Source organism: Roseibium aquae, assembly GCF_008711285.1.
GTDB classification, from domain to species: domain Bacteria; phylum Pseudomonadota; class Alphaproteobacteria; order Rhizobiales; family Stappiaceae; genus Roseibium; species Roseibium aquae.
Map to the genome: position 1 here is coordinate 28,550 of NZ_VXDC01000010.1, position 22,640 is coordinate 51,189.

Genomic DNA, 22,640 nt, shown 5'->3' on the forward strand with positions numbered 1-22,640 from the left:
GCGCCGACCCGTTTGCGAATCCGCTGCCCGATCCCCACATCAGCCAAACGAAAGGAGATCGCACCATGCCCCTGGATGTCGCAACCACCGAGACACGTCAGGATCAATTCGATCCTCAAACCCGGCCGGAGCTATTTTCCGGCATCCGGTCGCGGAGAGTTTTCGCCTTTTTCATCGACGTCATCGCGATTGCCGTCCTGTTCACTCTAGCCGCGGTTCTGGTGTTCTTTCTTGGGATCTTCACGCTTGGCCTAGCCTGGATGATCTATTTCGTGCTCTGGCAGACGGTCGCACTGGTCTATGTTGCCATCACCCTCGGAGGGTCGAAGGCCGCAACACCCGGCATGGCCGCCATGGGTCTGGAGATGCGGCTCTGGTACGGGGCAAAGCCGTATCCCCTGCTGGCAGCCATGCACGCACTCTTGTTCTGGTTCTCGGTGGCCCTGCTCACCCCGTTCGTGCTGCTGGTGTCGCTGGTTTCGGATCGCAAGCGCCTGCTCCATGACATCGTTCTGGGCACCGTGGTCGTGAATACCGAACCGAACCGGCCTTGATCGGACCAAAGGTCGGGCATTCCATCGGACGGCACCAGCCGGTTAGCCCGCGCCAGACCGGCGTGGCAGCCGGTCGGAGCCGCTTTCGGGGAAGCTGTTTCCAAAGGTCCGAAGCGGATAGGAAGATTCTGCCTTTTTCTTTCCAGCGACGCTGATCTATGGTGCCCGCAGGAGCAGACGAGGCGATTTGGCGGGTGTTCGGCTGCGGAATGCTACGGGCAGGTGCATGACATCCATCGACATAGCCATGGCGCTTACCTTTCTGGTGATCGCGTCAACGGTATTTCTCTACGCCATTGAGAAATTTGAAATCGAGGCCGTCGCGCTCGGGTCGGTCGTCGGCTTGATCCTGGTGTTCAGCGTTTTTCCGGTGCCGGCGGCCGAGGGTTTCGTGACCACGGGCGATTTTCTCGTTGGTTTCGCGAACCCGGCATTGATCACGGTCATCTGCCTTCTGATCATCGGCCAGGGACTTTTCCAAACCGATGCCCTGGAGGCTCCAGCCAAGGCCATCGTGCGCTGGACCCGCGGACGGTCGCACGTGGCCACTGTGCCGATTCTTCTGACCGTGGCTGTGCTCAGTGCCTTTTTGAACAACACCCCGGTCGTTGTCATGTTTCTGCCGATCCTGACCGCGGTTGCCGCGACCTTGGGACGGTCGCCCTCACGGCTTTTGATGCCGCTCTCCTTCATCGCGATCCTGGGCGGCATGACCACCTTGATCGGGTCTTCGACGAACCTGCTGGTGGCCAGCTTCGCCTCCCAGTCCAGCGACCTGAATTTCACGTTTTTCAGCTTCACGCCAATCGGTTTGATCATGGCTTCGGTGGGGAGCCTCTATGTTCTTTTCATCATGCCGCGATTGCTGCAGCCGCGCAAAACGATGGCCGATGAAATCCAAGGCTCCTCAGGAAAACAGTTCATCGCCCAGATCTCGGTCGGCTACGATCATCCCCTGGTTGGAATGGAATCGGTGTCGGGCATGTTTCCGGCGCTCAAGGACATGACGGTGCGCCTGGTCCAGCGGGGCGAAAAACCGCTCCTGCCCCCCTTCGAAAATGTGGTGCTCCAGCCCGGCGACACGATCATTGTCGCCGCGACGCGGACAGCGCTGGCCAATGCGCTGAGCCGCAGGCAGCCCCTTCTGGAAGCCGATGCGGCCGGCGAAACTTCGCCGAACGACACCACCGTTCCAACGCCCGGTTCAATGACCCTGTCGGAGGTCGTGGTCGCGCCCGCCTCCCGCCTGTTGGGACGCACGTTGCCGCAATCGGGATTTTATGCCGAGACCGGCTGTGTGGTGATGGGCATCCAGCGCCGAAGCCGCATGCCGCGCATGGCGATGAACGACATCAGGCTTGAAGCGGGCGACGTTCTTCTGGTGGCCGGCTCCGAAGAAACGATTTCCCGGCTGCGCGGCAGCCGGGATGTTCTGCTTCTGGACTGGTCGACCGCCGAGGTGCCCCGCCGCCGGTACGCGCCGCGGGCCTTGACCATTTTCGGCGCGGTCGTTGCGGTTTCCGCCACCGGAATGGTGCCGATCGTCACCGCGGCCATCGCCGGAACATTCGCCATGATCCTGTTCGGATGCTTGAATGTCCGCCAGGCCATGCGGGCGATTGACAGCCGGATCTTCATGCTTGTGGGCGCGTCTCTGGCGGGGGCCGTGGCCCTCGAAGCGACCGGCGGGGCATCCGCCGTCGCATCCGCGCTTGCCTCCGCGCTTCAGGGTCAGCCGCCTGTCGTGATCCTGTCCGCCCTTTACTTCGTCGTCATGGTGTTGACGAATGTGCTGTCCAACAATGCGGCGGCCGTGTTGTTCACCCCGGTCGCCCTCAATCTGGCTGCCCAGGTCGGCCAGCCACCGGAGGCGTTCATCGTCTGTTTGATCTTCGCGGCGAACAGTTCCTTCGCGACCCCCATCGGCTATCAGACAAACCTCATCGTCATGGGTCCGGGTCACTACAGGTTCGGCGATTTCGTGAAAGCTGGTGTCCCACTTGCGCTGATTTTGTGGTTGACGTTCACCCTTGTCGCGCCATGGTATTATGGCTTGTAAGACAGTCGCTTTCGAACGATGAGGAAAACGGGACCCGGCATTGACGCGCCATCCGACTGATCATCCGCAGTTTTATCTGACGGCCCCCGCACCCTGCCCCTATCTGGACGGCCGGCAGGAACGCAAAGTGTTCACCCACTTGATCGGGCATCATGCGCCGGCGCTCAATGATGTTCTGACCCAGGGGGGCTTCCGCCGCAGCCAGAACATCGCCTACCGGCCCGCCTGCGAAAACTGCCGGGCCTGCGTTTCGGTCCGGGTCCGCGTTGCCGATTTCGAATGGACCAAGTCGTTCAAGAGGCAATGGAAGCGGTGCGAAGACATTGTCGGTGCACGCCTGCCGCCAAGCCCTTCCGCAGAGCAATACGACCTGTTCAAGGACTATCTCTATTCGCGCCACGAAAATGGCGGCATGACGGAGATGAGTATCCTGGACTATGCGATGATGGTGGAGGACACCCACGTCGAAACAATGGTCATCGAATACCGCCGCCGCGGACCGGATACGTTTTTGACCGGCGCGGGAGAAGGTCCCCTGTTGGGTGTCGCCCTGACCGACCAGCTGGCGGACGGTCTGTCCATGGTCTACTCCTACTACACGCCGGACAGCGCGGGAGCGGGTTTGGGCACCTACATGATTCTCGACCACATCGAGCGGGCACGGCGCATGAACCTGCCCTATGTCTACCTCGGGTATTGGGTCGATGGGTCTCCCAAGATGGCCTACAAGGCCCGCTTCCGTCCGCAGGAGCATCTGGGTCCGGATGGATGGTCCGAGATCGATGCCCGGACCAGCGCAATGTAGCCGCGCGCCTGTCCTCAAAACCGGGCAGTCAGCGGTCTGCTGGCCGTCAGTTCACGGTTGAAAGATAGTCTCGGATATCGGCAAAAACCGCTTTGAACATCCGCGGGGTCAATCGTCCGGTGTTCGTGTTGTAGCGCGAGCAATGGTAGCTATCGAACAGGACTAGCCCAGTGCCCGGGATCTCGTGGCGGGCGCCGTGCGAGAACGGATGAGCCGCGCGGCGTTCACCGATCGCGCTCAAAAAGGTTTCATGGGCGATCCGGCCGAGCAGCAGAACCGCCCGCAGCGTGGGATGGGCATCGAGTGTTGCAAGAAGAAACGGCCGGCACGCCTTGATCTCGGAGCCGATTGGTTTGTTTTCCGGCGGCAGGCAGCGCACGGCATTTGTGATGAGCGCGGCCGAGAGCACAAGGCCGTCATCAGGACGCGCCAGATAGCGCCCCGTTGCGAAGCCGTACTCGATCATGGTTTCGAACAGAAGATCGCCGGCATAGTCGCCGGTGAACGGGCGGCCCGTCCGGTTTGCCCCCTTCATGCCCGGCGCCAGGCCGACCACAAGAAGCTTCGGCGCCGGGTCTCCGAATGAGGCGACCGGCGCGTTGTGCCAATCGGGATGCGCCGTGCTCAGTGTGCGGCGAAGATCGACCAGTCGCGGACAAAGCGGACAGTCCAAAGGAGGATCGGCCGGACCCTGTGGGGCGGCGTCATTCGTCCTCGCGATCGGGCTCATGGCTCAAAAAACATCACGAAATCAGTAATCGTCGTCTTCATCATCATAGTCGTCGTCCTGCACAGGCGCGGGACGAGCGGGACGTTCGGCCGGATCACGGCCGATCTTCGACGCCAGGGTGGCCAGATCGATGAAATGATCGGCTTGACGGCGCAGGTCGTCGGCAATCATCGGAGGCTGGGTCTTCAGCGTCGACACCACGCTGACCTTTCTCCCCCTGCGTTGCAACGCCTCGACCAGCACGCGGAAGTCTCCATCACCGGAGAACAAAACGACGTGATCGACATGCTCGACGATTTGCATGGCATCGACGGCAAGTTCGATGTCCATGTTGCCTTTGACTTTTCTGCGCCCGGTGCTGTCGACGAATTCCTTAACCGGCTTTGTGATGACCTTGTAACCGTTATAGTCCAGCCAGTCGATCAAGGGCCTTATGGATGAGTATTCCTGGTCCTCGATCAGAGCCGTGTAATAATAGGCCCTGAGCAGATAAGCCTTGCCCTGAAACTCCCGAAGAAGCCTCTTGTAGTCGATATCGAAACCGATGGCTTTTGCCGTGGAATAAAGGTTTGCCCCATCAATGAACAAAGCAACCTTTTCGCGTGCATCAAACATTCCTAGTGAGACCTTTCCAGTCCTACACAAACTCTCCTTTTGATACGTCGGATGAATTTCCAGTTTTGCGTCATCAAACGACGTAGGAAGAGATATAGAACACGAATCGACAAAAACGACCTTTGATTCAACGGTGCAAAACGGAAATAGTAAACCAAGGTCGACAATGTATCTTGTGATCCGCTACACCATTGACAAGGGTATTCGCAATGCAAAAACCCATCATGAGTGGGGGATCTACCGTTTTATTCAGTGATTAGCGCTTTGTTCCAGGATAATCCGGTGTTCGAGGGTAATCCGCTGTTCCAGGATAACCCGGTTCCTCAACGGACTGCTGTGACGCGTTCCATCGCGCCGCGGCCCGGTCGGGTGGACAAGGGGTTGCGCAACCAGCCGCACGGCAGTATACCCTGAAATTTCGGAATCCCCACTTCAAATATACATGGAGACGTCGAATGGCGCGCGTGACCGTCGAGGATTGCATCGACAAGGTCGAAAACCGGTTCGAACTGGTATTGTTGGCCGCACATCGCGCTCGCATGATCTCGAGCGGATCGCCGCTGACGATTGACCGCGACAATGACAAGAACCCGGTTGTCGCGCTTCGAGAAATTGCCGAGCAAACCGTTAGCCCGGAAGATATGAAAGAAGATCTGATCCACTCCTTGCAAAAATATGTGGAGGTGGATGAGCCGGAGAGCGAAGCCGTGCCCCTCGTGCCGGTCGGCGCACAACAGCAGGCCACACAGGTCAATGCCGTGGACGACGGCGCGGTCGAGTTCGACCGCATGTCCGAGGAAGATCTGCTTCGCGGACTGGAGGGTTTGGTCCCGCCGGAGCGCAGCGACGATTACTGACAGCCAGCGTTGGTTTTGGCTCGGCCCGGCGTTCGCGAGCGCCGGGCTTCTTGTTCGTCCTTGGGACATGAGTGAAACCGCCTCCGCGGTTGGTGGTACCGGCCATGATGCGCCAATACGAACTCGTTGAACGGGTCACCCGATACAATCCGGACGCCGACGAGCCCCTGCTCAACAAGGCCTATGTCTACGCCATGCAAAAACATGGGACACAGACTCGGGCCTCGGGCGATCCGTACTTCTCCCACCCGCTCGAAGTCGCCGCGATCCTGACGAATTTGCGGCTTGATGACGCCACCATCGCTGTCGCCCTGCTTCACGACACCATCGAGGACACCGATGCGACCCGGTCCGAGATCGATGACTTGTTCGGCCCCGAAATCGGCAAGCTCGTCGAAGGTCTGACCAAGATCAAGCGCCTGGACCTGGCCTCCCGGCGGGCCAAGCAGGCCGAAAACTTCCGCAAGCTGCTGCTCGCCATCGCCGACGACGTGCGGGTTCTCCTTGTGAAGCTGGCAGACCGTCTGCACAACATGCGCACACTCCATCATGTGCCGGAACACAAGCGCGGGCGCATTGCCGAAGAAACGATGGAGATCTATGCGCCGCTGGCAGGCCGGATGGGCATGCAGGATATGCGTGAGGAACTGGAAGACCTGGCATTCCGCACGCTGAATCCCGAGGCCTATGATACCATTTTCGAGCGGCTGAACGGCCTGCACGAGAAGAACGCGGATCTGACGCGGGATATCGAGAAAACGCTGACCGAACGGCTGGCCGAACGCGGAATGGCGGCGGAAGTCCGCGGACGGCAGAAGCGGCCCTATTCGATCTTCCGCAAGATGCAGCAAAAGTCGCTCGGCTTCGAGCAACTGTCCGACATCTACGGTTTCCGCGTCATCGTCGGCACCGTCGAAGCCTGTTACCGGGTCCTGGGCGTGATCCACACCACCTGGCCGACGGTTCCCGGTCGCTTCAAGGACTACATTTCGACACCCAAGCAGAACGACTACCGCTCGATCCACACCACCATTGTCGGCCCTTCCCGCCAGCGGGTCGAATTGCAGATCCGCACCACCACCATGGACCGCGTGGCCGAATTCGGCATCGCCGCGCATGCGCTCTACAAGGACGGCCAGTTCGGCGGCCGCAACATCGCCGGTCTGACGGAGGAAAGCCGCGCCTATGAGTGGCTGCGCCGTACCATCGATCTGTTGTCCGAGGGAGACACGCCGGAAGAATTCCTCGAAAACACCAAACTCGAGCTGTTTCACGATCAGGTGTTCTGTTTCACGCCTAAAGGCCGGCTGATCGCCCTCCCGCGCGGCGCAACGCCCATCGATTTCGCCTACGCGGTTCACACCGGCATCGGCAACACTTGTGTGGGCTGCAAGATCAACGGCCAGATCATGCCCCTTGTGACGGAACTCCGGAATGGGGACGAGGTCGAGATCATCAGATCGGCCGCGCAGACGCCGCCTCCCGCCTGGGAGACGATCGCAATCACCGGCAAGGCGCGCGCGGCCATCCGGCGCGCGACACGGGATTCGATCCGCAAGCAGTACGGCGCCCTTGGCGAGCACATCCTCAAGCGCACATTTGAACGCGCGTCGAAACCGTTCTCGGAAGGCTTGCTGGAGGCCGCACTCAACGACCACAATCAGCCCAACGTCGCCGAACTCATGGCCGCGGTCGGTCGCGGAGATATCAGTGCCCAGGCGGTCTTGAAGTCATCCCATCCCGACTACAAGGACGATCGGGTCGTGCATTCCACACCGGTGACGGAAGAAGGCTGGTTCGAGCTGAAAAAGGGCATCGGCCTCAAGTTCCGGATCCCTGCCCTAGACATTCAAAATGCCGCTTTCGAGGCAGATCCCGGGGATGCGCGACAGGGTCCGTCCCTCCCCATCCGCGGATTGTCCGGCGATATCGTTGTCCGATTCGCACCCGAGGGCGGCGCAGTGCCCGGCGACCGCATCGTGGGCATTCTGGCGCCCGACGGCGGGTTGACGATCTACCCGATACAATCACCCGCCCTCAAGGAATTCGACGAGCAGACCGAACGTTGGATCGATGTCCGCTGGGACATCGACATTGACAATCCGGAGCGCTTTCCCGCGCGGATCTCGGTCACCGCCGCCAACGAACCCGGATCACTGGCCATCATCGCCCAGGTCATCGGCGAAAACGGCGGCAATATCGATAACGTAAAAATGCTGAGAAAAGCGATCGACTTCCATGAGATGGTCATCGATCTTGAGGTATGGGATCTGAAACATCTCAACCGGATCATAAACCTTTTGCGCTCAAAACCGAACGTATCGACCGTGACCCGCGTCAATGGCTGAGGCATCGAACAATGGATCAGTTGCCAGGCAAGCGCCGGCTCCCGCCTACCGGCGGCTGATCCAACCACAAGAAGTAGGACAGGAAGCGATCCAATGACCCGCGACGAAGTGCTTCAGGAGTTTAGGGATGCCGGCGCTATTCTCGAAGGCCACTTTATCCTGACCTCGGGTTTGCGCAGCTCCGTGTTTCTGCAGAAAGCTCGGGTGTTCATGTATCCGGACAAGACCGAGCGCCTGTGCAAGGCATTGGCGGCCAAGATCGAAGCCTCGGGCCTTGGCCCGTTCGACTTCATCGTTTCGCCCGCGCTCGGCGGTCTCATCCCCGGATACGAAACGGCCCGCCATCTGGGAATTCCGGCCATGTGGGTCGAGCGCGAGAATGCCGAATTCCGGCTTCGGCGCTTCGAATTGCCGGCGGGCTCCCGGGTCCTCGTGGTCGAGGATATCGTGACAACCGGCCTTTCCGGCCGCGAGACGGTCACCGCCCTGCAGAGCCTTGGAGCCGACGTCCGGGCGCTGGCTTGCCTGATCGACAGATCAGGCGGGACGGCTGATGCCGGGGTTCCCATGATTGCCTTGGCCGAGTACAAGGTGCCAACTTACGATCCGAACGACCTTCCACCCGAACTGGCCGGCTTGCCGGCGGTAAAGCCAGGCAGTCGCGGATTGTCCTGACAAACATGGACAAGGTCCCGCCAGAAGGGCGATAGCACGATGCTTTTCCGCCGCAGAAAACGTCCCAATCGCATTGAACGGCTGCGCGTTGCCGTTTGGCCGCGCCATAGCTGGTCCAGGTCGACGCGCTATTACGGAAAACGGGTGATGCGGTTGACCGCTACTCCCCATGCCATTGCGATCGGCTTTGCCGCTGGCGCCTTTGCAAGCTTCACGCCCCTGATCGGATTTCATTTTTTGCTGTCCTTTTCGCTGGCATGGGTCCTGCGCGGAAACCTGATCGCGGCCGCCTTCGGCACAGCGGTCGGCAATCCGCTGACTTTTCCGCTGATCTGGGCATCCACCTACCAGCTGGGGCACATGATCCTCAATCTGGATGCCGATGTGCCCGGCGCCGCACATGCGGAGCTTCATTCGGGACTATTTTCCCGCTCCTTCGATAGCATTTGGCCGGTTCTGAAGCCGATGTTCATAGGAGCGATTCCAATGGGGACAGTCACCGGTATCGTTTGCTACTATCTCGTTTACAAAAGCGTTGAAGTCTATCAGCGTCGTCGCCAGCTCAAGCTCGACCAGCGCCGGGCGCAGAATTTGACAGATGTGCAGGATCCCGCACAGAACAGTCCAACCCGCTAAATCCTATGGCAGACTTGGAAGCGCCATCAAAAACGCTGGTCCAGGCCGAATGGCACTGGTTCAATCCGGAGAATGATGGCCAGGAACGCACGCGGCGGGACCAAACATGATTCTAGGGATTGGGAGTGACCTGATCGATATCCGACGGATCGAGAAGACGCTTGAGCGCTTCGGCGAGCGGTTCACTCACCGTGTATTCACAGAAATCGAGCGGACCAGGTCCGACCGCCGGGCCGAGAGGGCAGCGTCCTATGCAAAACGGTTTGCCGCCAAGGAAGCCTGCTCCAAGGCATTGGGCACCGGCCTTCGCATGGGCATTGCCTGGCGCGAGATGGGTGTAGTTAACCTGAAGAGTGGCCAGCCGACTGTGGCTTTGACCGGCGGCGCCGCCGCACGCCTGCAAAGCATGGTGCCCGGCGGGTTCCGGCCCAGGATCGATTTGACGATTACCGATGACTTTCCGCTCGCCCAAGCCTTTGTGGTGATCTCCGCTTGGCCAGCGGACTGGCCGGAACCGGTCTCGCCCGATGAGAGCGATGAGACAGTGAGCGCGAACTGGACCAGTCCGGAATAGGGTAGAAATCCGCGCTGCCGCGCAGCGCGGCCAGCAAAAACACCCCGGGTCGGGAAAGGCGGCCAGCAACGGTGTTCAAGCGGTTCGGCGTTAACACCGGTAGACAGAAGCCGGTCCGCCGTCAAGCCTCAGTGCCTCGTGCCAAAACGGTGTGGACACACAAAAGTCATCGGGTGCGGCGATCGTTGTCTTGCGACCTGTTCTCCAACGCATTGCCACCCGCAGCCGGAGCGGATAAGAGTTCGCGGGAGCCATGGCACGGAATGCCAACCCATTTTCAAGGCTCTTTTCAGGGAAAGACAAAACGCGTGTCGGATACGAAAAAGGAAAAGGAAGGCGGTCTGTACGAGACCATCAAGGTCATCGTGCAAGCGCTTCTGCTGGCGCTTGTCGTGCGGACGCTGCTGTTCCAGCCATTCAATATCCCGTCCGGGTCCATGAAGGACACCCTGCTGATCGGCGACTACCTTTTCGTCTCGAAATACAGCTACGGCTATTCGCGCTATTCCGCGCCCTTCGGTCTGTTGCCATTCTCTGGGCGCATCTTCTCCAGCGAACCGGAACGCGGCGATGTCGCGGTTTTCAAGCTGCCCAGGGACAATGCCACCGACTACATCAAGCGGGTGATCGGTCTGCCCGGCGACACTATCCAGATGATCGATGGGATCGTTCACATCAACGGCACGCCGGTCAAGCGCGAACGGATCGATGACTATATCGAACAGGGTGCTTTCGGGAATGTGCGCCGCGTGCCGCGTTACCGGGAAACCTTGCCGAACGGCGTGACCTACGACACGCTGGATCTGACCATGAATGGTCAATGGGACAACACCCGGGTCTACGAAGTGCCCGAAGGGCATTACTTCATGTTAGGGGACAATCGCGACAATTCCGTCGACAGCCGCGTATCCTCCGCGGTGGGGCCGGTCCCGCTTGAGAACTTCATCGGCCGTGCGGAAATCCTGTTCTTCTCCATAGAGGACGGCGAACCCGCCTGGCAGATCTGGAAGTGGCCCTGGACTGTCCGGTGGGACCGGATAGGCAAATCCCTGTGATGATTGTAGACTTGCGCATCATTTTGTCTCCCAAATCCGCAGTCCGACCCCATGACGATTGACACACCGGCCTTGAAGGACTTGTGCCTAAACCTTGGGTACACGTTCCAAAACCCCAGTCTTCTGGCACGGGCCCTCACACATGCCAGCGCCCTGGGGCCAGGAGAAGGCGCGGTTAGCAGTTATCAAAGGCTGGAATTTCTCGGCGACCGCGTGCTGGGTCTGTGTGTCGCGACCATGCTGCATCATCGGTTCCCGAATGCCGATGAAGGTGAACTCGCCCGCCGGTTCAATCATATGGTCAAGCGGGAAACATGCGCCGAGATTGCCCAGGAACTCGATATCGGCCGGCACATGCGGATCGGCCAGAGCGAAGCCCAAACCGGCGGCCGGAAAAAGACCGCCCTGCTGGCCGATATCTGCGAAGCGGTGATCGCCGCCATTTATCTCGATGGCGGTTTCCCGGCTGCAGAAGCGTTCGTGCAACGGATCTGGAATGAGCGTATGGTGTCCTGGAGCGGCCCGCTCCGCGACGCGAAAACCACTTTGCAGGAATGGGCCCAATCCAAGGGGCTTCCGACACCCGCCTACGAGGTTCTGTCGCGCCACGGCCCGGACCATGCGCCCAGCTTTCTGGTCGGAGTCCTTGTAAAGGGTCTGGAGCGCGGCGAAGGATCGGGCGGCTCCAAGCGGACCGCCGAACAAAATGCAGCCGAGGCTGTGCTGCGCCGCGAGGGCGTATGGAACGGATAACCGGATTGCGATGAACGAACATGAAGATGACCGCCCGGCAGTCCCGGATCCGGGCGATGAAAGCCCCGCACCGGCCGAAACCGGAGACCCGACCCGCGCTGGCTTCATTGCCCTGATCGGCGCGCCGAACGCGGGCAAGTCCACCCTTTTGAACCAGCTGGTCGGGACGAAAGTGTCAATCGTGACGCATAAGGTCCAGACCACGCGCGCGATTGTCCGCGGCATCGCGATGCATGGTTCGTCCCAGCTGATCTTTGTCGACACGCCCGGCATCTTCAAACCCAAACGGCGTCTGGACCGGGCCATGGTGGACACCGCATGGTCCGGAGCCCGCGACGCGGATCTGACTGCCTTCCTGATCGACGCGCGAAAAGGCATCGATGACGAGGCCGAACGCATCATTGACCGGCTCGCGGATATGCCCGGGCCAAAGACCCTTGTCTTGAACAAGATCGACGTCACAAAGCGCGATGAGCTTCTGGCCTTGGCCCAGGCCGCCAACGACCGGCTGCCCTTTGCAGAAACCTTCATGGTCTCCGCACTGAACGGGGATGGGGTCGCGGCAATTTTGGACCATTTCGCAAAAGCGGTCCCAGAAGGACCTTGGCTGTTTCCGGAAGACCAGCCTTCGGACCTGCCGATGCGCCTTTTGGCTGCCGAGATCACGCGGGAAAAACTGTTTGAGCGTCTCCACCAGGAACTGCCCTATGTCTCGACAGTCGAAACCGAGCAGTGGCAGGACCGGAAAGACGGCGCCGTTCGGATCGAACAGACCATTTATGTCGAGCGGGACAGCCAGAAGAGCATCGTCCTCGGCAAGCAGGGCCGGACCATCAAGGCGATCTCGCAGGCCGCGCGAACCGAAATCGCCGGGATCATTGAAGCGCCCGTCCATTTGTTCCTGTTTGTGAAGGTGCGTGAGAACTGGGCGGACGACCCGGAACGGTATCGGGAGATGGGGCTGGAATTCCCGCGATAACCGCCAGCTCCAACGCACAGCATGAAGGACAACGAACGCCTTGGAATGGACCGGTTCCGGAATTGTCCTCAGCGCCCGCGCTCACGGGGAACGCGACGCGGTTCTTGAGGTTCTGAGCGAAAATCACGGCCGGCACCTGGGTCTCGTGCGCGGCGGCCGCTCCCCACGCAAGCGCGCGGAGCTTCAGCCGGGCAACGAACTGGCCCTGACTTGGCGGGCGCGGCTATCCGGCCATCTGGGGATCTTCACGACGGATGCCATCGCCTTGCGCGCCGGTGATCTCATGTCCTCGGCGCTCGGCCTTCACGGGGTGCAACATCTCGCCGCGCTGATGCGGAAGTTTCCAGAACGCGATCCCCTGCCCGCCCTGTACACCGGACTTGGGATCGTGCTGGATCACCTCACCTGTCCCGAGAACGCAGGCCCCCTGCTCATCCGGTTCGAACTGGAGGTTCTGCGGGAACTCGGGATCGGCCTTGATCTCAGCCGGTGTGCGGCCACCGGCACGATCGATGACCTGGCCTATGTCTCCCCGAAATCGGCCCGCGCAGTCTGCCGCGAGGCCGGGCGTCCCTATCATGATAAGTTGCTTGCCCTGCCCTCCTTCCTCGTCGAAGGCCAGCGCCAGCCGGGAACGGAAATACCGTTTCAAGATCTCGTCGATGGCTTTGCGCTCACCGGCTTCTTCCTGCAGCGCCATATGGATGGGGCGCAGGATCCCCCAGCGGCCCTCGATCTGCGGACTTCCATTCTCGCCAGTCTGGAGAAAGAATACCGCCAGTCCTTTCCCTGGAATTTCCCGCCCGGTTAGAGGCCAGCAGAAAAGCGTCGGGGAAAACCGGTTGAAACCGCATGCGTCTGCGGATTTCGACCCCATTCGTGATTGAGCGGACCGCGGGAACCGGCTACCTGTCACATTATGGGAAACGAGACGAAACCGCCTGCTGGGCCGGACGGCGTGGAAGGGATCGACCTCCGCGAAGCACTTGAAGAACGGTATCTGGCCTACGCGCTCTCCACGATCATGCACCGGGCGCTTCCGGATGTGCGCGACGGCCTGAAGCCCGTGCATCGCCGGCTGCTTTATGCCATGCGGCTGTTGAAACTGGATCCGGGAGCCGGGTTCAAGAAATGCGCCCGTGTGGTTGGCGACGTCATCGGTAAGTACCACCCGCATGGCGACCAGGCGGTCTACGATGCCTTGGTGCGCCTGGCGCAGGATTTCGCGCAGCGCTATCCGCTGGTCGATGGCCAGGGCAATTTCGGCAATGTCGACGGCGACAACGCGGCCGCCATGCGCTACACGGAAGCCCGCCTGACGGACACTGCCAAGCGCCTGCTGGACGGTCTGGACGAAAACGCGGTCGACTTCCGGGAAACCTATGACGGGGAAGACAGCGAGCCGATTGTTCTGCCGGGCGGGTTTCCCAATCTCCTGGCCAACGGGTCTTCCGGCATCGCGGTGGGAATGGCGACCTCGATCCCGCCGCACAACGCGGCCGAGCTGTGCGCCGCCTCTCAACACCTGATCCAGAACCCGGACGCAACCTCCGCAGACCTTCTGGAATACATCCAGGGCCCCGACTTCCCGACAGGAGGGCTGCTGGTATCCGATCAGGCAGCCATCCGCGAGGCCTATGAAACCGGGCGGGGCAGTTTCCGCGTGCGGGCCCGCTGGGAGGTCGAGGACCTGGGGCGCGGCCAGTGGTGTGTCGTTGTGACCGAGATCCCCTATCAGGTCCAAAAGTCCCGCCTGATCGAAAAAATCGCCGAACTCCTGACAGCCCGGAAACTTCCGCTTCTCGACGATATCCGCGATGAATCGGCGGAAGACATCCGCATTGTCCTGGTGCCCCGCTCCCGCAATGTCGATGCCAGCCTGTTGATGGAATCCCTGTTCAAGCTGACCGATCTGGAAAACCGGTTCTCGTTGAACATGAACGTGCTGTCGGGTGGCCGGGTGCCGATGGTGATGGGGCTGAAGCAGGTTCTGCGCGAATGGCTCGACCACCGCAAAGAGGTCCTGATCCGCCGCTCCGAGCACCGTCTCGGCCAGATCAATCACCGGCTCGAGGTTCTGGAAGGCTATCTGGTCGCCTATCTGAATCTCGACGAGGTGATCCGGATCATCCGGGAGGAGGACGATGCCAAGGCGGAATTGATCCGGACCTTCGAGCTGACGGATGTCCAGGCCGAGGCGATCCTCAACATGCGCCTGCGCTCCCTGCGCAAGCTTGAAGAATTGGAGATCCGCAAGGAACACGGCAAACTCACCGCCGAGAAAGACAGCCTGATCCAGCTTCTGGGCTCCGACCAGCGGCAGTGGACGAGGATATCGAAGGAAATCGGCGAAATCGGCAAGGCCTATGGCCCCGAAACGGACCTCGGACGACGCCGCACCGACAAGACCAGCGCGCCCGAGGCCGATATCGTCGATATCCAGCAGGCGATGATCGAAAAGGAGCCGATCACCGTCATCCTGTCCGAGAAGGGCTGGATCCGCGCGCTCAAGGGTCACCAGGCCGAATTGGGCGCTCTATCCTTCAAGCAGGGCGACAACTTGAAGCTCTCCTTCCAGGCCGAGACGACGGACAAGATCCTCCTTCTGACCACGGGCGGAAAAATCTACACCCTCGGCGCCGATAAACTGCCCGGCGGGCGCGGTCACGGCGAACCTGTGCGTCTCATGGTCGAGATGGATGAGGCGCAGGATGTGATTGCCGCCTTTGTCCACAAACCGGGCCGGCTGCTGCTCCTGGCCAGTACGGAAGCGCGCGGGTTCGTGGTCAGTGAGGACGACGTGATCGCCAACACCCGCAAGGGCAAGCAGGTACTCAACCTGACGGCTCCGGCGGAAGCGAAACTATGCGTGCCCGCGAGCGGCGACCATGTCGCCATCATTGGCCAGAACCGCAAGCTGCTTGTTTTCCCGCTGGCCCAGATCCCGCAAATGGGACGCGGGCGCGGCGTGCGGCTGCAACGCTACCGGGATGGCGAAGTTGCGGACATCAAGGTCTTTAGCGGCGCGGACGGGCTGACCTGGGTGGATCCCTCCGGCCGCAGCTTCACCCGTTCCCTCGACGAGTTGGCGGAATGGCGCGGAGAGCGCGGACAGGCAGGACGCCTGCCCCCGGCCGGTTTCCCCCGGTCCAACAGGTTCGGAACGAACAAGCTCTGATAGGTTACACCCGCTGGACATCAACCAAGGAGAGTGCGATGCTTCGCCACTCGCCGGGATGTTTTGCAGGACCATGACCATTCTTGACGCGCGCAGCCAGCACTTCGAACGCGCCTATGTTGCCTTTTCCGGCGGCGGTGCCCGGGGACTCCTTCACTTGGGAGTGCTCGATGTTATTGAACAGCAAAACATCAAAGTCTGCGGTTTCGCTGGAACCTCTGCCGGCTCAATCATCGCCGCTTTGGCTGCCGCCGGTTTTACCCGGAAACGCTTGTTCAACCCGGATCTCAACACGACTATTTTCGACGAACTGAAACAGATTGATCCCAGGATAGACCGCCCCAGCCGAATATTTGGACGGTTCGGCTGGTGGCGCATGTGCCTGATCCGAAGTTTCCCAAGACTGTTCGTTCTCCTGGCAGCAGCATTCGCCGCTGGACCTGTTTTCGGAGCGGGCATGGTCTTTTCTGCCGAAGATATTTCACTTCCGCTCAAATTTCTGATCTGGATCGGCCTGTTCTTGCTTTTAGTTGTTTATGTTTATCTAAGTTTCTTTTTATTGGTTGGAGGAATTGCGCGCCTTGAGCGTTTCAATAGGGCGCTAGGGCTGTTGCTTTCTAAGGAGGTCCACGGAACCACAGATAAGCCGGTAAAGTTTGAGGATTTCGGCAATGGCACAGGTCGTCCAGAACTCAAGATCGTTGCCACCAACCTGACTACCCGGGAGCTCGAACTCTTCAGTCCACAGACGACACCAGATGTTTGCGTAGCGGACGCTGTCTCGGCATCGTGTTGCATCCCCTTTGTTTTCAAGGCGTGGCGGATCAAAAAACGTGGCATGGAGCGGCATGAACTGTATGCCGATGGTGGTCTCGTCTCGAACCTGCCAGCCTGGTGTTTTGATGAGGAACGGCTTCTTGACCCCGATGCACTGACATTCGCGGCGGACATCGGCGACGACCCACACAAACCGATCACATCTCCTCGCCGATTCTTGGTAGCCGTTATCAGATCGGCCATATTCGGTGCGTCCAAATTGAGCACGCGGGCCGCAGACCACTTTCTTCACGTGGTTCATGACCAAGCCACGGAAAACGGCCATACCGTCAAATTGCTCGATTTTGATATTTCCTTCAATACGGCCCGCGAGGCGTTTGAAGACAGCCGTGCCGTGGCGCAAACCCAAATCGTCTCGGATTTCATCGAGCACAGGAATACCTATCGCAAAACCGCCGAAGTGATCGCAGATATTGTTGAAGAGTACCTCGCGATTCTCGAGCTCAACAGGGTTGCGAACGGAAAGGACGAGGGACGTGTCCGGGCAGCCATCGCTCTTCCCGAAAACGGCATGAAAAAGTCTCTGCGGCTTAGGCATGGCCGGAATTATGATGGCATTTCCGACCAGGGTCTGGTTCTACCTATCAACGGTTCGATCACTGGGCGGTGCTGGCGCGAGGGGAAAACGCAGGTTTGCTTCCGTCCATTTGACGGCGTGGACGATTTCCCTGGCGAAGGTCATTACCGTTGGAAATCGCTCGTCTGGCCGGAAATGAGGTGGTTGCTTACCGTCCCAATCTGGACCGCCCAAACACCGCACCGACAAGAGCCAGACTTCATTGTCGTCGTCGATGGCAATACCTACTTCGGGGAAAACAAGGTGCTTGCCGAGGAAATTTTAAAAGAATTGGAAACGGAAATACAAGACACTGTCGCCAGCCTTGTGCAAGGCTGAAAGTCGAGGATACAGACCATGACCAGCAGCAAGATCGACAAAAACAGGATCAAGGCGTTGGCGGAGGCAGGCACCTTGCCCCGGACCGGAGACGACATAGCCGTTGTCAAAGCGCAATTGGCGGCAGCAGTCCGGCAGGCCATCGCCAAACACGAGGACAGGCTCGCCAGCATCCGCCAGGAATTCGAAGCGTCGCGGGACAACCGGGCCAAGCAAGTCGCCTCGATCAAGGACGCCTATTTGAAACAAAGCGTCGAGCACTAGGGCAGCGCCGGTCGACACAGACCGGAGTGGACACCCGCGAGACCACCCTTATTAAGGGTCTTGGCTTTAGGGCTCCTTGTCTTCGCAACTCACTCGCAGTCCGGACGATTTGACGGCGAGCCGACCTCGACGCGCGGAAAAACACCCTTCATTGTGATCCTGGAATTGACCGCACGGGGAGACCAATGATCGGGGCATTTACCTTTAACACGAGCGGACGGATCGTTTTCGAACCGGGCGCGGCAGGCGAATTGTCCCGCCATGCGGCGCCCTTCCTGGGCGCGCGGGTTCTGATCGTCACCGATCCGGGCATTGTAAAGGCGGGGCTTCTGGAAGCCCCGATGACAAGTCTCACGGACGCCCGGCACGCGGTCGCCGTCTTTGACGGGGTCACGGCGGATCCTTTGCGCAGCGTCCTGACAGCCGCCGTCGATCAGGGCCGTGCGTTCCAGCCCACATCCGTAGTCGGCTTGGGCGGCGGATCGTCGCTGGACGTCGCCAAGCTGGTCGCCCTGCTCCTAGGCAGCGGCGAGGACCTTGACGAAGCCTGGGGCGTGGGGAATGCAAAAGGCCCGCGCCTTCCCCTCGTCCTGGTCCCCACGACCGCCGGCACCGGGTCCGAGGTCACCCCGATCTCCATCATCACCGTGGAGGACGACGAGAAGCGCGGCGTCGTCTCCCCGGTCATTCTGCCGGACCTTGCGGTGCTGGACGCGGATCTCACGCTCGGATTGCCTGCCCATGTCACAGCGGCGACCGGCATCGACGCGATGGTTCACGCGATCGAAGGCTATGCCTCGAAATCGGCGAACAACAATCCTGTGTCCCGGACCCTTGCGGTGGAAGCGCTCAAGCTGCTGGGCGCCAACATCCGCACGGCCGTTGACGAGCCGGGAAACCGGGATGCGCGCGGCGCGATGCTGTTGGGCTCGATGCTGGCCGGCATGGCCTTCGCCAATTCGCCCGTGGCCGCGGTCCACGCCCTCGCCTATCCGATCGGCGGCACGTTCCATGTCCCCCATGGCCTGTCGAACGCACTGGTTCTGCCTCATGTCTTGAAATTCAATGCTGCCGTAGCGGCCGGGCCCTACAGCAGCCTGGCCCCCCAAGTGTTTCCGGCCTTGGCCGAGATTGAAGATCCGATTGAGCGCACTGAAGCCTTTGCCCGGCAACTCCAGGGTCTTGCGGCGGATCTCGGTCTGGAAACAAGGCTGCGGGAGGTGGGAATCGCGGCTGGAGACATTCCGCAAATGGCAAAGGACGCCATGAAACAGACACGGCTTTTGATCAACAATCCCAGGGATGTGACCGAGGCCGACGCCCGCATGATCTATGAGGCCGCCCTTTGATGACCAGGTCCGCCATGACACCCGAACGGCTCCGGCCCGTGCCCCGCTCCGACTTTCCCACTTACCGCACCATCCCGACCAGATGGATGGATGTGGATATCTATGGCCATGTGAACAATGTCGAATACTTGAGCTACTTCGACACGGCGGTGAACGGGTGGTATGGCGAGCAGGGACTTCTCGATCCCCGCACATCGCCGACCGTGTTTCTGGTTGTCGAGACAGGCTGCCATTATTTCAGCGAGCTTGTTTTCCCCTCAACGGTTCATGCGGGCATTCGTGTCGACAAACTGGGCACAAGTTCAGTGACTTATGGCATCGGCCTTTTTGCCGGCGAGGCGCCGGACTGCGCAGCAATGGGCAAGTTCGTTCATGTTCACGTGGACCGGCGGACGCGCCGACCCACACCCATCCCCGACAACGTGCGGGTCCGGTTGGCCGACCTGAAGGCGCACGATACCTAACGGCCGCGCAAACCGTTATCCACACAGGATGAACAGGCAATCCACAGCCGCTTCACAAGCTGTTCACAGGTGGTAGGGCCGCTTGGGAGCGCGGTGCCTGCGGATTGATACGCGCGCCCGGCATCAGCCGAACGTCTTCATCACCCGCGCCTTTTCGCGCTGCCAGTCGCGCTTCTTTTCCGTCTCGCGCTTGTCGTGCAACTTCTTGCCGCGCGCCAGCGCGAGTTCCAGCTTTGCCCTGCCCTTCTCGTTGAAATAGAGCTTGAGCGGGACAATGGTCTTGCCCTCTTTTTGCACGGCGCCGGCCAGTTTGCCGATCTCGCGCTTGTGCAACAGCAGTTTGCGTGGCCGGCGCGGCTCGTGGTTGAAGCGGTTCGCCTGGAGGTACTCGGGAATATAGACGTTGTAGATCCAGATCTCGCCATTGTACTCGGCGGCGTAAGACTCGCCGATATTCGCCTTTCCGGTCCGGAGCGATTTGACCTCCGTGCCCTTCAGCTCGATACCGGCCTCCAGAGTGTCCTCAATCTCGTAGTTGAACCGGGCTTTCCTGTTGTCGGAAACGATGGTCCGGCCAGGCGGCCCGCCTGTCTTGTTCTTCTGGGCCATGGGATATCCTCGGAGCCGCGCGTGAACGGCCCTCCTGAAGGGTTTAGTTGATCAACCCGGCATGGGTCATCGCCTCGCGCAACTCTATTTGTGTCGCGTCCGAAACCGGCACAAGAGGCAGGCGCAGCTCTTCTTCGATCTTGCCCAGCAACGACAGCGCGTATTTTGCGCCAGTCGGGCTGGGTTCCAGGAAAAGAGCCCGGTGCAGCGGGGCAAGCTTGTCCTGATAGTCCAACGCGGTCTTGAAATCGCCCGCCAAGGTGGCTGCCTGAAACGCTGCGCACATGCGCGGCGCGACATTGGCCGTAACGGAGATGCAACCGACACCGCCATGCGCGTTGAAAGCCAGCGCGGAAATGTCTTCACCGGACAACTGAATAAAGTCCGGACCACACAAATGCCGCTGGCGAGATACCTTGGCCATATCCGCCGTCGCATCCTTGACGCCGGCGATGTTCGCGCAGCTTTCGTAGAGCTCGGCCATGGTCTCCGGTGTCATGTCGATGACCGAACGGCCGGGAATATTGTAAATGATGATCGGGATTCCCACCGCACCGTCGATCGCCTTGTAGTGCGCCTTGAGCCCGGCCTGATTCGGCTTGTTGTAATAGGGCGTGACAACCAGCAGCGCATCCGCGCCGGCTTTTTCCGCGTGTCTTGCAAAGTCGATGGCTTCCACCGTGTTGTTGGAGCCCGCACCCGCGATGACCGGAACCCGGCCCGCCGCCGCTTCGATGCACAACTCGATGACACGCTTGTGTTCATCATGGCTCAAGGTCGGGCTTTCGCCCGTTGTGCCCACCGGAACGAGACCCGCGGACCCCTCTGCGATCTGCCACTCGACGAAATCCTGAAACCGTTTTTCGTCCACCGCGCCATCCTTGAAGGGTGTGATCAGCGCTGGAATTGATCCCTTGAACATCTGCCGGTTTCCTTAACGAGTTTCTTTGTGACCTTGGCTCAAAGAGCAGGCGGCACCATAATTGGACGGCTGCGGCAGAGCAATGCCCGACACCGCCAAAGCCCGGAAAACCCGGAGAATTCTGAGGCTTTAAATCGTAAAAATCGATCTAAGCAGAGCTACCACTGGCGGCCTTCTTCATTCGCCCTTAACTTTCAGGTCAACAAAATAAAAACGGTGTCGAGGAGGACGACCCATGACGACGGCTCCAGCCATCCCGGCGGACCTGGTCCGCGATGAGACCGCGCATCAGTCGAAACAGTTCCGCTGGATCAGCCGCGACGGCTTGCGGCTGTCAGGCGAGATCTGGACCCCGCGAACGCCTTCAAAACCACTACCGGTTCTCTGCCTTCCGGGCCTGTCCCGAAATACGAAAGACTTTCACGCGATCGCAGGTATCTTGCAGGACAGGGGCTACCGCGTCATGGCCCTTGATTACCGCGGCCGGGGAAAAAGCGATTGGGATCCCAACTGGCAGAATTACACGATGCCCATCGAATCTCAGGACATCGACGACGCCATTGCTCACCTCAACCTCGACCGGTTTGCCGTGCTCGGCACATCCCGCGGCGGTCTGCATGCCATGGCCATGGGACAAAGATACGACAAACGGCGTCTGGCAGGCGTCATTCTCAACGATGTCGGACCGCGGATCGAGATGCGGGCCATTCGCCGATTGGCGGCCAACATTGGCCGGAACATGACCCATGCCAGCTTTGACGCTCTTGCCAAGCATCTGGAACATGGGATGGGGCCGCAGTTTCCGACCTTCACCGGCGCGGATTGGCTGCGATATGCCCATCAACTCGGCTCAAAGCAGCATGACGAAGTCGTGCTCGACTACGACGCCGCATTGGCCCATCAACTCGCCAGTCTCGACGAGGGAGCCCCTTGGCCCGATCTCTGGCCGCTCTTCGACTCGCTCGAAGGTGTTCCGTTGCAGGTGATTCACGGCGAAACCTCGGATCTCCTGAGCCGTGAAACGTGCCAGGCCATGCAGGCCCGGCATCAGGGCATGGAATTGATCACCGTGAAAGATCAAGGCCATACGCCGATGCTCTGGGACGAAGAGACCCAGCTGAAGATCGCAGGTTTTCTCGATCGGCTATCCTGACGGCCCCGGCGGTCCGGATCGGAACCCGCCGCTCCTGCCCTGCATCTCCCCGCTCCGCCGCCGCCAATGACATCAGATCACAGCTGTGCGGGTGGTGAGCGGACAGGATGATGGCCGTCGCCGCGCAAAGGGATGGCCATCGCGTTGGGCGTTCTGTCAGTACCGTTCAAAGATGCCCGGCAAAGCAAGAAGCGATCGGCTTTGGCTGGTCGATCGATTCCGGTTTAACGCCAAAACTAATCTGGACAGCCCCCTGAAAGCGTCGAAGATCCCCGGCCATTCGGCAATCCGGAATTTGGGCAAAACCCGCCGCCCGATCGGCGGAGTGC

The 22,640-nt window shown here is 60.2% G+C and carries 22 protein-coding genes; 18 read left to right on the forward strand and 4 right to left on the reverse strand.

What is annotated here, in order from left to right:
• The first annotated feature begins 65 nt into the window (after positions 1–65).
• The 3 genes from F0184_RS15855 to F0184_RS15865 all read left to right on the forward strand — a co-directional run bounded on the left by F0184_RS15855 (position 66) and on the right by F0184_RS15865 (position 3,418).
• Positions 66–554: an RDD family protein gene (locus tag F0184_RS15855; RefSeq protein ID WP_150497187.1), complete on the forward strand. Its 489-nt coding sequence runs from the start codon at positions 66–68 to the stop codon at positions 552–554.
• A 226-nt stretch (positions 555–780) separates the two neighbouring features.
• Complete coding sequence (locus F0184_RS15860) at positions 781–2,613, forward strand: SLC13 family permease (protein ID WP_150497188.1); 1,833 nt, start codon at positions 781–783, stop codon at positions 2,611–2,613.
• 40 nt (positions 2,614–2,653) lie between these two features.
• A complete protein-coding gene (locus F0184_RS15865) occupies positions 2,654–3,418 on the forward strand; it encodes an arginyltransferase (protein WP_150497189.1) in 765 nt (254 codons plus the stop codon).
• Positions 3,419–3,464: 46 nt separating this feature from the next.
• Here F0184_RS15865 and F0184_RS15870 read toward each other — a convergent pair whose 3' ends face one another.
• Positions 3,465–4,148, reverse strand: coding sequence for a uracil-DNA glycosylase (locus tag F0184_RS15870; RefSeq protein WP_150497190.1), 684 nt, complete (start codon positions 4,146–4,148; stop codon positions 3,465–3,467).
• Between the two features lie 21 nt (positions 4,149–4,169).
• Positions 4,170–4,763 carry a LabA-like NYN domain-containing protein gene (locus F0184_RS15875; protein ID WP_150497191.1) on the reverse strand — a complete coding sequence of 198 codons (594 nt, stop codon included), beginning with the start codon at positions 4,761–4,763 and terminating at the stop codon, positions 4,170–4,172.
• A gap of 455 nt (positions 4,764–5,218) precedes the next feature.
• Here F0184_RS15875 and rpoZ point away from each other — a divergent pair, with 455 nt between their 5' ends.
• From rpoZ to F0184_RS15945, 14 genes are all read left to right on the forward strand, one after another.
• The gene (gene rpoZ, locus F0184_RS15880) at positions 5,219–5,620 is read left to right on the forward strand and encodes a DNA-directed RNA polymerase subunit omega (protein ID WP_150497192.1); all 402 of its coding nucleotides are present in this window, start codon (positions 5,219–5,221) and stop codon (positions 5,618–5,620) included.
• 104 nt (positions 5,621–5,724) lie between these two features.
• Positions 5,725–7,968: a RelA/SpoT family protein gene (locus F0184_RS15885; protein ID WP_150497193.1), complete on the forward strand. Its 2,244-nt coding sequence runs from the start codon at positions 5,725–5,727 to the stop codon at positions 7,966–7,968.
• Between the two features lie 93 nt (positions 7,969–8,061).
• Entirely contained in the window at positions 8,062–8,643 is a 582-nt protein-coding gene (gene pyrE, locus F0184_RS15890) for an orotate phosphoribosyltransferase (protein ID WP_150497194.1), read from the forward strand.
• A 147-nt stretch (positions 8,644–8,790) separates the two neighbouring features.
• Complete coding sequence (locus tag F0184_RS15895; protein ID WP_371871143.1) at positions 8,791–9,279, forward strand: DUF2062 domain-containing protein; 489 nt, start codon at positions 8,791–8,793, stop codon at positions 9,277–9,279.
• A 106-nt stretch (positions 9,280–9,385) separates the two neighbouring features.
• Positions 9,386–9,853, forward strand: coding sequence for a holo-ACP synthase (gene acpS, locus F0184_RS15900; RefSeq protein ID WP_150497196.1), 468 nt, complete (start codon positions 9,386–9,388; stop codon positions 9,851–9,853).
• 263 nt (positions 9,854–10,116) lie between these two features.
• The gene (gene lepB, locus F0184_RS15905) at positions 10,117–10,908 is read left to right on the forward strand and encodes a signal peptidase I (protein WP_150497197.1); all 792 of its coding nucleotides are present in this window, start codon (positions 10,117–10,119) and stop codon (positions 10,906–10,908) included.
• A 51-nt stretch (positions 10,909–10,959) separates the two neighbouring features.
• Positions 10,960–11,661 carry a ribonuclease III gene (gene rnc, locus F0184_RS15910; RefSeq protein WP_150497198.1) on the forward strand — a complete coding sequence of 234 codons (702 nt, stop codon included), beginning with the start codon at positions 10,960–10,962 and terminating at the stop codon, positions 11,659–11,661.
• 10 nt (positions 11,662–11,671) lie between these two features.
• Positions 11,672–12,640, forward strand: coding sequence for a GTPase Era (gene era, locus F0184_RS15915; protein ID WP_150497199.1), 969 nt, complete (start codon positions 11,672–11,674; stop codon positions 12,638–12,640).
• A gap of 40 nt (positions 12,641–12,680) precedes the next feature.
• Entirely contained in the window at positions 12,681–13,451 is a 771-nt protein-coding gene (recO, locus tag F0184_RS15920) for a DNA repair protein RecO (RefSeq protein ID WP_150497200.1), read from the forward strand.
• Between the two features lie 108 nt (positions 13,452–13,559).
• On the forward strand, positions 13,560–15,818 hold the full coding sequence (gene parC / locus F0184_RS15925; protein ID WP_150497201.1) for a DNA topoisomerase IV subunit A: 2,259 nt from the start codon (positions 13,560–13,562) through the stop codon (positions 15,816–15,818).
• Positions 15,819–15,891: 73 nt separating this feature from the next.
• Positions 15,892–17,550, forward strand: coding sequence for a patatin-like phospholipase family protein (locus tag F0184_RS15930; protein WP_172972132.1), 1,659 nt, complete (start codon positions 15,892–15,894; stop codon positions 17,548–17,550).
• An 18-nt stretch (positions 17,551–17,568) separates the two neighbouring features.
• The gene (locus F0184_RS15935) at positions 17,569–17,814 is read left to right on the forward strand and encodes a GPW/gp25 family protein (protein ID WP_150497203.1); all 246 of its coding nucleotides are present in this window, start codon (positions 17,569–17,571) and stop codon (positions 17,812–17,814) included.
• A 185-nt stretch (positions 17,815–17,999) separates the two neighbouring features.
• Positions 18,000–19,163, forward strand: coding sequence for an iron-containing alcohol dehydrogenase (locus F0184_RS15940; RefSeq protein ID WP_150497204.1), 1,164 nt, complete (start codon positions 18,000–18,002; stop codon positions 19,161–19,163).
• The gene (locus F0184_RS15945) at positions 19,163–19,627 is read left to right on the forward strand and encodes an acyl-CoA thioesterase (protein WP_150497205.1); all 465 of its coding nucleotides are present in this window, start codon (positions 19,163–19,165) and stop codon (positions 19,625–19,627) included. The genes F0184_RS15940 and F0184_RS15945 overlap by 1 nt, the downstream gene beginning before the upstream one ends.
• Before the next feature lie 123 nt (positions 19,628–19,750).
• On the opposite strand, the gene smpB is transcribed toward F0184_RS15945, so the two are convergent.
• Positions 19,751–20,236: an SsrA-binding protein SmpB gene (gene smpB, locus F0184_RS15950; RefSeq protein WP_150497206.1), complete on the reverse strand. Its 486-nt coding sequence runs from the start codon at positions 20,234–20,236 to the stop codon at positions 19,751–19,753.
• A 43-nt stretch (positions 20,237–20,279) separates the two neighbouring features.
• On the reverse strand, positions 20,280–21,158 hold the full coding sequence (gene dapA, locus F0184_RS15955) for a 4-hydroxy-tetrahydrodipicolinate synthase (protein ID WP_150497207.1): 879 nt from the start codon (positions 21,156–21,158) through the stop codon (positions 20,280–20,282).
• A 235-nt stretch (positions 21,159–21,393) separates the two neighbouring features.
• Between dapA and F0184_RS15960 the strand changes: the two genes are divergently transcribed.
• Positions 21,394–22,311 (forward strand): alpha/beta fold hydrolase, encoded by a 918-nt coding sequence (locus F0184_RS15960; protein WP_150497208.1) that lies wholly within the window; start codon positions 21,394–21,396, stop codon positions 22,309–22,311.
• Positions 22,312–22,640: the final 329 nt, after the last annotated feature.